Below are 12,870 nucleotides of genomic sequence, written 5' to 3'. Positions count from 1 at the left end.
CGCAAAACCCCTGGTCAGTTCGCCGCCGCGGTCTGCGCGGCGCCGATGGATGCAGTGACATTGGTGACGAGCGACTTGACCGATTCGGCCGTCGCGTCGAAGACGGGCGCGGGATAGACGCCGAAGAAGATGACCAGCACGACCAGCGGGTAGATAATGACCTTCTCGCGCGTCGACAGATCCAGCAGGCCCTTCAGGCTGTCCTTGGTCAGCGCGCCGAAGATCACCCGGCGATAGAGCCAGAGCGCGTAGGCCGCCGACAGGATGACGCCGGTGGCGGCGAAGAACGCCACCCAGGTGTTGACGCGGAACACGCCGAGCATGGTCAGGAACTCGCCGACGAAGCCGCTGGTGCCGGGCAGGCCGACATTGGCCATCGTGAAGATCAGGAACACCGTGGCGTATTTCGGCATGTTGTTGACCAGGCCGCCATAGGCGGCGATCTCACGCGTGTGCATGCGGTCATAGATGACGCCGACGCACAGGAACAGCGCGCCGGAGACGAGGCCGTGGCTAAGCATCTGGAAGATGGCGCCCTGCACGCCTTCCTGGTTCATGGCGAAGATGCCCATGGTGACGAAGCCCATATGGGCGACCGACGAATAGGCGATCAGCTTCTTCATGTCCTCCTGCATCAGCGCCACCAGCGAGGTGTAGATGATGGCGACGACCGACAGTGTGAACACCAGCGGCGCGAACATTTCGGACGCCAGCGGGAACATCGGCAGCGAGAAGCGCAGGAAGCCGTACCCGCCCATCTTAAGCAGGATTGCGGCCAGGATCACCGAGCCTGCGGTCGGTGCCTCGACGTGCGCGTCCGGCAGCCAGGTGTGCACCGGCCACATCGGCATCTTCACCGCAAACGAGGCGAAGAAGGCGAGCCATAGCCAGGTCTGCATGTTGGCCGGGAAATTGTGCGTCAGAAGCGTCGGAATGTCTGTCGTGCCGGACTGATAGAACATCGCCATGATGGCGAGCAGCATCAGCACCGAGCCGGCCAGCGTGTAGAGGAAGAACTTGAACGAGGCGTAGACGCGCCGCTTGCCGCCCCAGACGCCGATGATGATGAACATCGGGATCAGGCCGGCCTCGAAGAAGACGTAGAACAGCACGATATCCAGCGCGCAGAACACGCCGATCATCAGCGTCTCGAGCAGCAGGAAGGCGATCATGTAGGCCTTGACGCGCTTCTCGATCGCTTCCCACGACGCCAGGATGCAAAGCGGCATCAGGAAGGTCGTCAGGATGACGAACAGCATCGAGATGCCGTCGACGCCCATATGGTAGGAGATGCCGGAGTCGAGCCAGGCAACCTTCTCGACGAACTGGAAACCGGCTTGCGAATTGTCGAAGCCGGTCCAGATGAACAGCGAGATGATGAACGTGAAGGTCGTCGTCAACAGCGCGATGGCGCGGATGTTGCGGCGCGCATTTTCACTGTCATCGTTGATGAACAGGATGAGCAGCACACCAACCAGCGGCAGGAAGGTGACCAGCGAGAGGATTGGCCAGGCGGTCATCAGAGCATCATCCAGGTGACGAGTGCGGCAACGCCAATCAGCATGGCGAAGGCATAGTGGTAGAGGTAGCCGGTCTGCAGCTTGACGACGCGGTTGGTAACATCGACGACGCGCGCCGAGACACCGTCCGGGCCGAGGCCATCGATGATGGTGCCGTCGCCGGTCTTCCACAGGAAATGGCCAAGGCGCTTGGCGGGCCGCACGAACAGGAAGTCGTAAAGCTCGTCGAAGTACCACTTGTTGAGCAGAAAGGCATAGAGCCCGCGATGGTGGGCGGCCAGATTGACGGGCATTTCCGGCGAGCGGATGTAGAACTTCCAGGCCAGCGCGAAGCCAATCAGCATGGCAATGAAGGGCGACAGTTCGACCCACAGCGGCAGTTCGTGGATCTCGTGCAGGATGTGGTTGTCCGGCAGCGTGAACAGCGAGGCCTTCCAGAATTCGGCATAGCCCTCACCGATGAAGGCGCCGTGGAAGATGATGCCGGCAAACAGCGCGCCGGCGGCGAGGACGAACAGCGGCACCAGCATCACCGGCGGCGATTCATGGACGTGGTGCATCACCTCATGGCTCGCCCGCGGCTTGCCGTGGAAGGTCATGAAGATCAGCCGCCAGGAATAGAAGGAGGTGAAGCAGGCGGCGATGACCAGGAGAACGAAGGCGAGGCCGGCGACCGAATTGTGGCTGGCAAAGGCGCTCTCGATGATGGCGTCCTTGGAGAAGAAGCCGGCGGTGCCGATGACCGTCACCGGGATGCCGACGCCGGTCAGCGCCAGCGTGCCGATCACCATCATCCAGTAGGTGGTCGGGATCAGCGACCTCAGGCCGCCCATCTTGCGCATGTCCTGCTCGTCGGAGACGGCATGAATGACCGAACCCGAGCCGAGGAACAGCAGCGCCTTGAAGAAAGCATGCGTGAACAGGTGGAAGATCGCCGCACCATAGGCGCCGACGCCGAGCGCGACGAACATGTAGCCAAGCTGTGAACAGGTCGAATAGGCGATGACGCGCTTGATGTCGTTCTGGACGAGACCGACGGTCGCGGCGAAGAAGGCGGTGAAGGCGCCGATGAAGGTGACGACCGTCAGCGCCGAATGCGACAGTTCGAACAGCGGCGACAGCCGCGCCAGCATGAACACACCGGCGGTCACCATGGTGGCGGCATGGATGAGTGCCGAGACCGGCGTCGGGCCTTCCATGGCGTCCGGCAGCCAGGTGTGCAGCGGCACCTGCGCCGACTTGCCCATGGCGCCCATGAACAGGAGCAGGCAGACGATCGTCATGGCCGACTGCTTGTCCAGTGCATAACCGAGGAAGGTCAGCACGGCAGCACCTTGCGGCGCGCCTTCAGCCGGAATGAAGGTCGCCGCATTGGCGAAGATGGTGCCGAGATTGACGGAGCCGAACAGCACGAAGACGCCGAAAATGCCGAGCGCGAAGCCGAAATCGCCGACCCGGTTGACGACGAAGGCCTTGATGGCGGCGGCATTGGCCGACGGCTTCTTGTACCAGAAGCCGATCAGCAGGTAGGAGGCGAGGCCCACCCCTTCCCAGCCGAAGAACATCTGCACCAGATTGTCGGCCGTCACCAGCATCAGCATGGCGAAGGTGAACAGCGACAGATAGGCGAAGAAGCGCGGCCGGTTCGGATCGTGGTGCATGTAGCCGATCGAATAGATGTGGACCAGCGCCGACACCGTATTGACCACCACCAGCATCACCACCGTCAGCGTGTCGATGCGCAGCGCCCAGGGCGCCTCCAATCCACCCGACTGGATCCAGCGTAGCACCGGCACGGTGAACACCTCGCCGTGGCCGAAGCCGACGGTGAAGAAGGCAACCCACGACAGCACCGCGGCGATCACCAGGAAGCCGGAGGTGATGTATTCGGATGCCTTGGCGCCGAGGGACGTGCCGAACAGGCCGACGATCAGGAAGCCGAGCAGGGGAAGGAAGACGATGGCTTGATACATGGTGGTTCCGTCAACCCTTCATCATGTTCACGTCTTCGACCGCGATAGAGCCGCGGTTGCGGAAGAAGACGACGAGAATGGCAAGTCCGATGGCAGCCTCGGCCGCCGCGACCGTCAGCACGAACAGCGCGAACACCTGGCCGACCAGATCGCCGAGTGCGGCGGAGAAAGCGACGAAATTGATGTTGACCGCGAGCAGGATCAGTTCGACCGACATCAGGATGACGATGACATTCTTGCGGTTCAAAAAGATGCCGAACACGCCGAGCGTGAACAGGATCGCCGATACGGTCAGATAATGTGCGATGCCGACGACCATCTCAGACTCCTTCGCCCGACTTGACCTTGCGGATTTCCATGCCGGTCGCCGCGGTGCGGCCGACCTGGGCGGCGATCGACTGCCGCTTCACCCCTTCCTTGTGGCGCAGCGTCAGCACGATGGCGCCGATCATGGCGACCAGCAGCACGAGGCCCGAAATCTGGAAGTAGTAGAGGTAGTCGGTATAGAGGATGTCGCCGAGTGCGGCCGTGTTTGTCCGTGTGGCGAGATCCGGGATCGGTTTCGACACCGTCGAGGCCAACTGCGGCGCGAATGTATAGCCGCCCAGTACGACGATCAGCTCCGCTGCCAGGATCAGCCCGACCAGCGCGCCGATCGGTGCATATTGCAGCGCGCCTTCCTTCATCTCGGCGAAATCGACGTCGAGCATCATGACGACGAACAGGAACAGCACCATGACCGCGCCGACATAGACGACGAGCAGGATCATCGCCAGGAACTCGGCGCCGGTCAGCATGAACAGGCCAGCGGCGTTGAAGAAGGTCAGGATCAGGAACAGCACCGAATGCACGGGGTTGCGCGACGAAATGACCATGAACGCCGACGCCACCGCGACAAAGGCGAAGAGGTAGAAAAAGGCCGCCTCTAGTCCACTCAGCATGGGGTTCCCCCGGGTTCCTGTCCGAACACGACGCTCGCGTCCTGCTCGATCTTGCTTGCCGCCGCCTCCGGTCGGCAAGTTTCGTTGTCCTTAGACGAGGCCCCTCGCCCCGTCCATGCGTCAAATATCAGCGGTACGGCGAGTCCAGCGAGATGTTGCGCGCCAGTTCGCGCTCCCACCGGTCGCCATTCGCCAACAGCTTGTCCTTGTCGTAGTAGAGTTCCTCGCGCGTCTCAGTGGCGAACTCGAAATTCGGCCCCTCGACGATAGCATCGACCGGGCAGGCTTCCTGGCAGAAGCCGCAATAGATGCACTTCACCATGTCGATGTCGTAGCGCACCGTACGGCGGGTGCCGTCGTTGCGGCGCGGGCCGGCCTCGATGGTGATCGCCTGCGCCGGGCAGATCGCCTCGCACAGCTTGCAGGCGATGCAGCGTTCCTCGCCATTGGGATAGCGGCGCAACGCATGCTCGCCACGGAAGCGCGGGCTGGTCGGCCCCTTCTCGTGCGGATAGTTGATCGTTTCCTTCGGCGCGAAGAACTGGCGCATCGACAGGAAGAAGGCGCTGACGAAATCCTGCAGCAGCAGCGATTTTGCGGCTTGGGACAGAGCGGACATCACGCAAACCCCGTGATCTTGAGGAAGGCGGCGGTGGCGACCACCATGAACAGTGAGATCGGCAGGAACACCTTCCAGCCGAGCCGCATCAGCTGGTCGTAGCGGTAGCGCGGCACGAAGGCCTTCACCATGGAGATGCCGAAGAACACGAAGCAGACTTTCAGCACGAACCAGATGACGCCAGGCACCCAGGTGAACGGCGCAAAGTCGAAGGGCGGCAGCCAGCCGCCGAGGAACAGGATGGTGGCCAGCGCGCACATCAGCACGATGGCGACATATTCACCGAGGAAGAACAGCAGGAACGGCGTCGATGAATATTCGACCATGTGACCGGCGACCAGTTCCGATTCGGCTTCCACCAGATCGAAGGGCGGGCGGTTGGTCTCGGCCAGCGCCGAGATGAAGAAGATGACGAACATCGGGAACAGCGACAGCCAGTGCCAGTCGAGGAAAGTGTTGGGCAGGCCGAGCTTGGTGCCCAGCCCATCCTGCTGCGACAAGACGATGTCGGACAGGTTGAGCGAACCGGCGCACAAAAGCACGGTGACGATGACGAAACCGATCGAGACTTCGTAGGACACCATCTGCGCGGCGGAACGCAGCGCGCCGAGGAACGGATATTTCGAGTTGGACGCCCAGCCGCCCATGATCACGCCATAGACCTCGAGCGAAGAGATGGCGAAGACATAGAGGATGCCGACATTGACGTTGGCGATCGCCCAGCCCTGGTTGACCGGAATGACCGCCCAGGCCGAGATCGCCAGCACAGCCGAGACCAGCGGCGCCAAAAGGAAGACGCCCTTGTTGGCGCCTGACGGGATCACCGGTTCCTTGAAGACGAACTTCAACAGATCGGCGAAGGCCTGCAGCGTGCCCCAGGGGCCGACGACGTTCGGACCGCGGCGCAGCTGCACCGCCGCCCAGATCTTGCGGTCGGCGTAGAGGATGTAGGCAACGAAGATCAAAAGCACGACGATCAGCACGACCGACTTGAGAAGGATCAGCAGCGCCGGCAGCACGTAGAAGGAGAAGAAAGTGTCCATGCTTATTCCGCCGCCTGCTTGAAGCCGCTCTTGGCCAGCGCCGAGCATTCCGCCATCACGGCCGATGCCCGCGCGATCGGGTTGGTCAGGTAGAAATCCTTGACCGGCGAGGTGAAGGTGCCCTTGTTCAGCCGCCCGCCGAGCTTCGCCACCTCAGTGATGTCCTCGGCATTGCCAGCCGCGACCTGATCGATGCGGGCCAGATGCGGATACTCCCCATAGAGCTTCGCACGCAGCTGCGGCAACGAATCGAACGGCAGCTTCTTGCCCAGCACATCCGACAGCGCCCGCAGGATCGCCCAGTCTTCGCGCGCATCGCCGGGCGCGAAGCCGGCGCGGTTGGTCTGCTGCACGCGGCCTTCCGTGTTGACATAGGTGGCCGATTTTTCGGTGTAGGCTGCCGCCGGCAAGATGACATTGGCGCGATGCGCGCCGTGATCGCCATGCGTGCCGATATAGACGACGAAGGCGCCGCCGGTCTTGCCCATGTCGATCTCGTCGGCGCCGAGCAGGAACAGCAGTTCCATCTCGCCCAGCATGCCGGCGACGTTCTTGCCGCCCTCGCCCGGAACGAAGCCGAGATCGAGGCCGCCGACGCGGCCGGCCGCATTGTGCAGCACGGCAAAGCCGTTCCAGTCCGCCCTTGCGGCGTTGACGGCGCCGGCGAGCTTTGCTGCCTGGCCGAGCACGGCCGCGCCATCGGCGCGTGCCAGTGCGCCCTGGCCGACAATGATCAGCGGATGTGTCGCCTTCTTCAGCGTCTGGAAGAACTTGCCATTGCCGTCGGCCAGATCCTTCAGCGAGTCCGGTCCGGCGCCCAATTGTTCATAGTCGTAGCGCGTGTCGCCGACATCGCCGATGACGCCAACCGGCAGATTGCCGATCCGCCAGCGCTTGCGGATGCGGGCGTTGAGCACCGAGGCTTCATAGCGCGGGTTGGCGCCGATGATCAGCACCGCATCCGCCTGCTCGATGCCCTCGATGGTCGGATTGAAGATATAGCCCGCCCGGCCGAGCGCCGGATCAAGTGCGGCACCGTCCTGACGGCAGTCGGTGTTCTTCGAGCCGAGCGAAGCCATCAGCAGCTTCAGCGCGTAGATTTCCTCGACCGCGGCGAGATCGCCGGATATGGCGCCGATCTTCTCGGGTGCCGCCTTCGACACCGCGTCCTTGATCGCGGCAAAAGCCTCCGCCCAGTTCGCCGGAACCAGCTTGCCATCCTTGCGCACATAGGGGCGGTCGAGGCGCTGCGTGCGCAGACCGTCCCAGATGAAGCGGGTCTTGTCGGAGATCCACTCTTCGTTCACCTGCTCGTTGACCCGCGGCAGGATGCGCATCACTTCGCGGCCGCGGCTATCGACGCGGATCGCCGAACCGACGGCGTCCATCACGTCGATGGATTCGGTCTTGGTCAGCTCCCACGGCCGCGCCTGGAAGGCGAACGGCTTGGAGGTCAGCGCTCCGACCGGGCAAAGGTCGATGACATTGCCCTGCAGCTCCGAGGTCATCGCCTGTTCGAGATAGGTGGTGATCTCGGCGTCCTCGCCACGCCCGATCAGGCCAAGCTCGGAAATGCCGGCGACTTCCGTGGTGAAGCGGACGCAGCGCGTGCAATGGATACAGCGGTTCATCACCGTCTTTACCAGCGGTCCGATATACTTGTCTTCGACGGCGCGCTTGTTCTCGTGATAGCGCGAGGAATCGACGCCGAAGGCCATCGCCTGGTCTTGCAGGTCGCATTCGCCGCCCTGGTCGCAGATCGGGCAATCCAGCGGATGGTTGATCAGCAGGAATTCCATCACGCCCTCGCGGGCCTTCTTGACCATCGGCGTGTTGGTGAAGATTTCCGGCGGCTCGCCGTTCGGGCCAGGACGCAGGTCGCGCACGCCCATGGCGCAGGAGGCCTGCGGCTTGGGCGGTCCGCCCTTTACCTCGATCAGGCACATGCGGCAGTTGCCGGCGATCGACAGCCGCTCATGGAAGCAGAAACGCGGCACTTCCGCGCCAGCGTCTTCCGCTGCCTGCAGCAGCGTGTAGTGGTCGGGTACAGTGATCTCTTTCCCGTCGACCTTGAGCTTTGCCATTCGCCTCAAACCCCTGCGGATTTCCCGCAATCTCTTGTCCCGGGCGCGGTCGAAACCGCAGCCGGCATTTCATTCATTTCCTGACGGCGAGTGCCGCCGCCTGGGCAGTCCAATCGTCACGGCCGATGCGGCCGGTGAGCGACAAATAGTCCTCGACCCACGCAACCTCTTCCGGCGCCCATGCCGCGATCTGGGCATATGTCCAGATGCCCAGGCCATTGAGAACCTTCTCCAGCTTCGGGCCGACGCCCGATATCGCCTTGAGGTCGGACGGCTTCGCGGGCTTGTCCATGGCCTTTGGCTGCCTGAAATCCTCGGGCATCACCCTGGCCGGAACCGCGCCCGCTATCGGGCCCGCATCGACGACCGGAAGGGTGTCGGCTGCTTCCCTGGCAGCCATGTCGGTCACGTCCTGCGCGAAGGATTGCGCTTCGGCGATCAGGGTCTTGGTCGCCGCGCGGGCCTTGGAAGCGTTCTTTTCCGTCTCCGAAAAGCGCTCGCTGCGCGCCTCGAAATCATCGACGATCGGCTGCAGCAGCCGTTGCGAGGCCTCGGTAGCCCCCGAAAGCGCGCCCAGCCAGACGCCGAAGGCGTGGTTGACGAGCCCGATGCCGAGCGCCGACATCGCCGCCGCACCCGCGACGGGGTGCGCGAGAAGGTTGACGGCACTCGCCATCTCCTTCGGCATCATCCTGGTCAGATCCTGGTTCATCTTCTCGAGCTGGTCCAAATTGGGCATCAATGAGTAGGGTGTCGAATACGGCGCCATAGAATCTCCTGGTCGTTTGTTCGTTCGCCCCGCCCCGGTTGTCTCAAATCGGGCACTTGCCCGTATTTCGCTTCGGGCTTTCGCCCGCATTCACAAAGTCTCTATTCCGCCGCCACCATCACCGGCTCGGCCCGGTGCGCATTGCGCGAAAACTCGTCGATGCGCCGTTCCACCTCGCCGCGGAAATGCCGCATCAGGCCCTGGATCGGCCATGCCGCCGCGTCGCCCAATGCGCAGATCGTGTGGCCCTCGACCTGCTTGGTGACGTCGAGCAGCATGTCGATCTCGCGCTTCTGCGCTTCGCCGCGCACCAGCCGTTCCATCACCCGCCACATCCAGCCGGTGCCTTCGCGGCACGGCGTGCACTGGCCGCAGCTCTCATGCTTGTAGAAGTAGGAAAGCCGCGCGATCGCCTTCACGATATCGGTCGACTTGTCCATGACGATGACCGCCGCCGTGCCGAGACCGGATTTGAGGTCGCGCAACGCGTCGAAATCCATCGGCGTGTCGATGATCTGCTCGGCGGGCACCAGCGGCACCGAGGCGCCGCCCGGAATGACCGCCAAGAGATTGTCCCAGCCGCCGCGAATGCCGCCGCAATGCGTCTCGATCAGCTCGCGGAACGGGATCGACATCGCCTCTTCGACCGTGCACGGGTTGTTGACGTGGCCGGAAATGCAAAACAGCTTCGTGCCGACATTGTTGGGCCGGCCAAAGGACGAGAACCAGGCCGCGCCGCGGCGCAGGATGGTCGGCGCAACGGCGATCGATTCGACATTGTTGACCGTGGTCGGGCAGCCATAAAGGCCGACATTGGCCGGGAATGGCGGCTTCAGCCGCGGCTGGCCCTTCTTGCCTTCGAGGCTTTCGAGCAGCGCCGTCTCCTCGCCGCAGATATAAGCGCCGGCGCCGTGGTGCATGTAGATGTCGAAGTCATAACCGGACGTGTTGTTCTTGCCGATCAGCTTGGCTTCGTAGGCCTCGTCGATGGCGCGCTGCAGCGCCTCGCGTTCGCGGATGAACTCGCCGCGAACGTAGATGTAGGCGGCAACCGCACCCATGGCGAAGCCGGCGAGCAGCGAGCCCTCGACCAGCGTGTGCGGATCATTGCGCAGGATGTCGCGATCCTTGCAGGTGCCGGGTTCGGACTCGTCGGCATTGACGACGAGATAACTCGGACGTCCGTCGCTCTGCTTGGGCATGAACGACCATTTCAAGCCCGTCGGGAAGCCGGCGCCGCCACGGCCGCGCAGGCCTGAGGCCTTCATTTCGTTGACGATCCACTCGCGCCCCTTGGCGATGATGCCGGGCGTATTATCCCAGGCACCACGCGCCATCGCGCCGGCCAGCGACTTGTCGAAGAGGCCGTAGATGTTGTTGAAGATGCGGTCTTTGTCCTGAAGCATTTTTCGTCCCTCAGACCGGTTTCTTGCCGAAGACGCGGATGTATTCGGCGACACCACCCTTGGCGAGCGCCTTGGCCTGCTTGACCCAGTCGTCGCGATCGATGCGGCCGTGGAAAGCGAGATAACCGTCCACCCAATCGCGCTCAGCCTTCTTCCAGGACGCAACCTGCGCGAAGGTGAAAATGCCCAACGAATGCAGGACACCCTCGATCTTGGGGCCGACACCGGAGATCAGCTTGAGGTCGTCGACCAGCGCCGGCCTGTCGATACCGGCCGGGCGGTTCTTGTCCTCGAACGACGGTTTGGCCGGCTTGGCAGCCTTCGCGGCTGGCGCCTTGACTTCCGGTGCCTTGAAGGCGGCCGCCGGCTCGGCCTTGGTCTTCGGACCATTGCGCTGCTTGGAAACTTTTTCGACTTCCGGTGCTGCCGTGTTGGCATTGGCCGCGGAATGCAACGGCGCCGAGACGCTCGCCGCCTTTTCCGCCGCCGGCGTGACCTTGGTGGCCGAGGGCGTCTTCAACGCCGGGCTGGTTTCCGGCGCGTCGGTCTTCGGCTTGCCGGCATTGGACGGCGCGACAGGGGCGGCCGGTGCCTGCGCCGCCGGAGCGACTGGCGCGGTTGCGGCCGGGGCAGCAGACGGCGCCGCATTCTGGGCGGCCTTGGTCGCCGCCTTGGCTTCCTTGTCGCGCGTGCTCTTGAGAATTGCCTTTTCACTGGTCAGCGTCGTCAGCCCGGTGATCGGCTCCGACCCCATGCGGCCATCCTGTGGCCCGGGCGTCACCGAGGCGCCCTTGCCGGCCTCAAAGAGATCGATGATTTCGCCAAGCCGTTCCGGCGTCAGGTCCTCGAACGTGTCCTTGAAGATCATCACCATCGGCGCGTTGACGCAGGCGCCGAGGCATTCGACCTCCTCCCACGACAAGGTACCCTTGGCATTGGCGTGGAACTGGTCGTGATGGATCTTCGACCGGCACACATCCATCAGCGCTTCCGAGCCGCGCAGCATGCAGGGCGTCGTGCCGCAGACCTGGATGTGGGCGCGGGTGCCGACCGGGCTCAGCTGGTATTGCGTGTAGAAGGTAGCGACCTCGAGCCCTCGGATACGGGGCATGCCGAGCATGTCGGAAATCGTCTCGATCGCCGCCTTGGTGACCCAGCCCTCCTGCTCCTGAGCTATCATCAGCAAGGGGATGATAGCCGACTGTTCACGGCCCTTGGGGTATTTCTTGATCCATTGCTTCGCCGCTGCCGCGTTCGCCCGGTTGAAGGCGAAGGTTGCTGGCTGGACGCTGGCTTCTGCGAGACGGCGGACTGACATTTAGCGATCGACCTCACCAAACACGATGTCGAGGGAGCCGAGAACGGCGGTGACGTCGGCCAGCATGTGGCCGCGGCAAAGGAAATCCATGGCCTGCAGATGCGCGAAACCGGGCGCGCGCAGCTTGCAGCGGTACGGCTTGTTGGAGCCGTCGGAGACGAGATAGACGCCGAACTCGCCCTTCGGCGCCTCGACCGCCGCATAGACTTCGCCGGCCGGCACGCGGTAGCCCTCGGTGTAGAGCTTGAAGTGATGGATCAGCGCTTCCATCGAGCGCTTCATCGCCTGGCGCTTCGGCGGCACCACCTTGCCATCGAGGTTCGACACCGGGCCGGTGCTCTCCTTGCCGAGCAAAAGGTCCACGCACTGGCGCATGATCTTCGCCGACTGGCGCATTTCTTCCATGCGCACGAGGTAGCGGTCGAAACAGTCGCCGTTCTTGCCGATCGGAATGTCGAAATCCATTTCCGAATAGCATTCATAGGGCTGTGACTTGCGCAGATCCCAGGGCGCGCCCGAGCCGCGTACCATCACGCCCGAAAAGCCCCAGGCCCAGGCATCGGCCAGCGACACCGTGCCGATGTCGACATTGCGCTGCTTGAAGATGCGGTTGCCGGTGAGCAACTGATCGAGGTCGTCGATCGACTTCAGGAACGGATCGATCCACTTGCCGATATCCTCGACCAGCTTCTGCGGCAGATCCTGATGCACGCCGCCGGGGCGGAAATAGGCCGCGTGCATGCGCGAGCCGGAGGCGCGCTCATAGAACACCATCAGCTTTTCGCGCTCGACGAAGCCCCACAGCGGCGGCGTCAGCGCGCCGACGTCCATCGCCTGCGTCGTCACATTGAGGATGTGCGACATGATGCGGCCGATCTCGCAGTAGAGCACGCGGATCAGCTGGCCGCGCTTCGGCACATCGATACCGAGCAGGCGCTCGGCGGCCAGCGCGAAGGCATGCTCCTGGTTCATCGGCGCGCAATAATCGAGCCGGTCGAGATAAGGTATGGCCTGCAGGTAGGTCTTGGCCTCGATCAGCTTTTCGGTGCCGCGATGCAGCAGCCCGATATGCGGATCGACGCGATCGACAACCTCGCCGTCGAGCTCGAGAACCAACCTCAAAACACCATGCGCTGCAGGGTGTTGAGGCCCAAAGTTGATGTTGAAATTGCGGACGGAGGTCTCAGCCATTCTGGC

General features: G+C 63.2%; 11 protein-coding genes. All 11 read right to left on the bottom strand.

Annotated elements, in window-relative coordinates:
- Window positions 1-14 precede the first annotated feature (14 nt).
- The 11 genes from ACFSOZ_RS09190 to ACFSOZ_RS09140 all read right to left on the bottom strand — a co-directional run bounded on the left by ACFSOZ_RS09190 (window position 15) and on the right by ACFSOZ_RS09140 (window position 12,864).
- Window positions 15-1,520 carry an NADH-quinone oxidoreductase subunit M gene (locus tag ACFSOZ_RS09190; RefSeq protein ID WP_379096306.1) on the bottom strand — a complete coding sequence of 502 codons (1,506 nt, stop codon included), beginning with the start codon at window positions 1,518-1,520 and terminating at the stop codon, window positions 15-17.
- Window positions 1,520-3,493, bottom strand: coding sequence for an NADH-quinone oxidoreductase subunit L (gene nuoL, locus ACFSOZ_RS09185; RefSeq protein WP_379096303.1), 1,974 nt, complete (start codon window positions 3,491-3,493; stop codon window positions 1,520-1,522). Before nuoL ends, ACFSOZ_RS09190 begins: the two co-directional genes overlap by 1 nt.
- A gap of 10 nt (window positions 3,494-3,503) precedes the next feature.
- Complete coding sequence (nuoK, locus tag ACFSOZ_RS09180; RefSeq protein WP_019858930.1) at window positions 3,504-3,812, bottom strand: NADH-quinone oxidoreductase subunit NuoK; 309 nt, start codon at window positions 3,810-3,812, stop codon at window positions 3,504-3,506.
- Window position 3,813: 1 nt separating this feature from the next.
- A complete protein-coding gene (locus ACFSOZ_RS09175; protein ID WP_379096300.1) occupies window positions 3,814-4,434 on the bottom strand; it encodes an NADH-quinone oxidoreductase subunit J in 621 nt (206 codons plus the stop codon).
- Window positions 4,435-4,561: 127 nt separating this feature from the next.
- The gene (gene nuoI, locus ACFSOZ_RS09170) at window positions 4,562-5,053 is read right to left on the bottom strand and encodes an NADH-quinone oxidoreductase subunit NuoI (protein ID WP_023812382.1); all 492 of its coding nucleotides are present in this window, start codon (window positions 5,051-5,053) and stop codon (window positions 4,562-4,564) included.
- Window positions 5,053-6,096, bottom strand: a complete 1,044-nt coding sequence (nuoH, locus tag ACFSOZ_RS09165) for an NADH-quinone oxidoreductase subunit NuoH (RefSeq protein ID WP_095087231.1) — start codon at window positions 6,094-6,096, stop codon at window positions 5,053-5,055. Before nuoH ends, nuoI begins: the two co-directional genes overlap by 1 nt.
- A gap of 2 nt (window positions 6,097-6,098) precedes the next feature.
- Complete coding sequence (gene nuoG / locus ACFSOZ_RS09160) at window positions 6,099-8,180, bottom strand: NADH-quinone oxidoreductase subunit NuoG (RefSeq protein ID WP_379096296.1); 2,082 nt, start codon at window positions 8,178-8,180, stop codon at window positions 6,099-6,101.
- A gap of 73 nt (window positions 8,181-8,253) precedes the next feature.
- Window positions 8,254-8,949, bottom strand: coding sequence for an NADH-ubiquinone dehydrogenase (locus ACFSOZ_RS09155; protein WP_379096293.1), 696 nt, complete (start codon window positions 8,947-8,949; stop codon window positions 8,254-8,256).
- A 101-nt stretch (window positions 8,950-9,050) separates the two neighbouring features.
- A complete protein-coding gene (nuoF, locus tag ACFSOZ_RS09150; RefSeq protein ID WP_379096290.1) occupies window positions 9,051-10,355 on the bottom strand; it encodes an NADH-quinone oxidoreductase subunit NuoF in 1,305 nt (434 codons plus the stop codon).
- 10 nt (window positions 10,356-10,365) lie between these two features.
- Window positions 10,366-11,673: an NADH-quinone oxidoreductase subunit E gene (locus ACFSOZ_RS09145; RefSeq protein ID WP_379096287.1), complete on the bottom strand. Its 1,308-nt coding sequence runs from the start codon at window positions 11,671-11,673 to the stop codon at window positions 10,366-10,368.
- Window positions 11,674-12,864 carry an NADH-quinone oxidoreductase subunit D gene (locus ACFSOZ_RS09140; RefSeq protein WP_379025246.1) on the bottom strand — a complete coding sequence of 397 codons (1,191 nt, stop codon included), beginning with the start codon at window positions 12,862-12,864 and terminating at the stop codon, window positions 11,674-11,676.
- Window positions 12,865-12,870: the final 6 nt, after the last annotated feature.

Origin of the sequence: Mesorhizobium newzealandense (assembly GCF_042682145.1) — a bacterium.
GTDB lineage: Bacteria > Pseudomonadota > Alphaproteobacteria > Rhizobiales > Rhizobiaceae > Mesorhizobium > Mesorhizobium newzealandense.
This window is presented reverse-complemented; position numbering and strand designations above follow the sequence as displayed.